Source organism: Paenibacillus sp. E194 (genome assembly GCF_000935845.1).
GTDB lineage: Bacteria > Bacillota > Bacilli > Paenibacillales > Paenibacillaceae > Paenibacillus_B > Paenibacillus_B alvei_B.
Genome location: NZ_JMDX01000469.1, coordinates 1 through 1,703 on the forward strand (window position 1 = coordinate 1; position 1,703 = coordinate 1,703).

The window sequence follows — 1,703 nt, forward strand, 5'->3', positions numbered from 1 at the left end:
TATGAAGTGGAAGCATATGAACTATATGAAACTACCTAAGCCGGCTTACAATTCAAGTATAGGGTGATTCCGATTTTGATTCATGTATATTTGTACGATGTTCATGTGTTTTTGTATTGTCGTTGATATTCTCTTGGAGACAGTCCCGTTGTCTTTTTGAACATTTTGCTGAAGTGCGCATAATCATTATAGCCAACCAAGCCGGATAACTCCGACAAATCTAAATGACGCTGCTTCATCAACTCGATCGACTTATTGATTCGGAATCTAGTCAAGTATTCTGGAAACGTACATCCCACCTCTTGCTTAAATAAATGACTCAGGTGCGTTCTCGATAGATGTGCAACCTGAGCCAGCTCCGCAAACGAAATATCATGCATGTAGTTCGCCTCAACGTATTCCTTCACGAACTGCACATAATCGTAATGCTTCGTCACGCCTTCGAGCATTTTGTGAAGCAGCTTGTCTTGCTCCGTTAACCCAACTTCCTTGAAATCAATCGCAGTCTTCGTAATCGCCGCTTCTGAAGGAATTCGCTCAAATGATGAGCCCCCCAAGTACCCGACTGCGCTCGTATTGTCATACATATATTTCACGTCGGCCGGCGTATTGACTGGACCGCCATAGATCATCTTGATCACATTCGGATTGATTTTATCGCTCGCTTGGAAAATCTGCGCCGCCAAGTCTGCGGCTGCCTTCAAAGAAAGCACCTTCGAGGCGCCTAAAACGCCACCCTTCGTAAATCCTAAGTGAGCACAGATCACATCTGCCCCCGGCTGCTGCCATCTGTTGCGCATGTTCCTGATTGAACACGAACGCAATCGTGAACATTCCCATCCCGCTTGCAATACGGATCGCTTCCACTTCCGACGCGAAGCTGATACCCGCTTCTTCCAACGCCTCGCCGAATTGTCCGCCAATCAGTCCAACGGTAGGGTAATTATTAATTCCCGAGAATCCTTTATTCCGAATTTCTTGAATGTACGCCTCCAACTGAATCGTCGGATCTGTTGCGCATAACCCGAACATCACCGGTACCTCTCTGACGAGCGGTACAATTTCCTTCGAGCCAAATTCCATGACAAGCTCATTGCAGTTCCCAAATGGGAGCAGTCCCCCTAGAGAGCTTAAGCCCATCTGTCTGAAGCGCCCCGAATTCAGGGCCAAAATGAAATCGGCGCCGCCCTTTACCGCATATTTAGCCGAAATCCCTGCACCGGCTGCTACGCCAATAATGTGCCCGTTCGATTTCAATTGGGCATGCAATCTATTTCGAATCATTTCTCGATCAAAGTACACGTTCACACACCTTCTTTTCATTGCCGTTGTTGCTGCTGCTAGGTTGTTGCTTCGCTTCGAATGTGTTGTAAATATCATAACATTCTCTGATTTGCCGGTCGAATGCCTGTAACTGAATAGCTGCAACTCACGCAACATGCAAAAAAGCAGCTTGATGAAAAATCTCCAAGCCGCTGCCTACGTACTATTGTATTCTCCTCCTAGCTCGTCGCTGCGCAAGCAGGCTGATAAGCACTGCCGTGTTGCCAAGGCGCACAGCCGTCGCTTTATTGTCGATCCATCTACCTATCCTCCACCACATCATTCTCGTCTTATTCAAACCCTTCATTGCTCCTCTAACATGAACGATTACATTCCGTAAAACTGTATGACTAAGCTTCGCTTTTGCTCTTCTGCTTATA

3 protein-coding genes are annotated in these 1,703 nt (G+C 46.6%); all 3 read right to left on the reverse strand.

Annotated elements, in window-relative coordinates; genetic code table 11:
• Positions 1–101 precede the first annotated feature (101 nt).
• A complete protein-coding gene (locus AZ66_RS33660; protein WP_331436946.1) occupies positions 102–767 on the reverse strand; it encodes a phosphoenolpyruvate hydrolase family protein in 666 nt (221 codons plus the stop codon).
• Entirely contained in the window at positions 655–1,302 is a 648-nt protein-coding gene (locus AZ66_RS33665; RefSeq protein ID WP_331436947.1) for a phosphoenolpyruvate hydrolase family protein, read from the reverse strand. The genes AZ66_RS33660 and AZ66_RS33665 overlap by 113 nt, the downstream gene beginning before the upstream one ends.
• Positions 1,303–1,486: 184 nt before the next feature.
• On the reverse strand, positions 1,487–1,703 hold a 217-nt coding region (locus AZ66_RS33210; RefSeq protein WP_231587099.1), incomplete at its 5' end, for a hypothetical protein.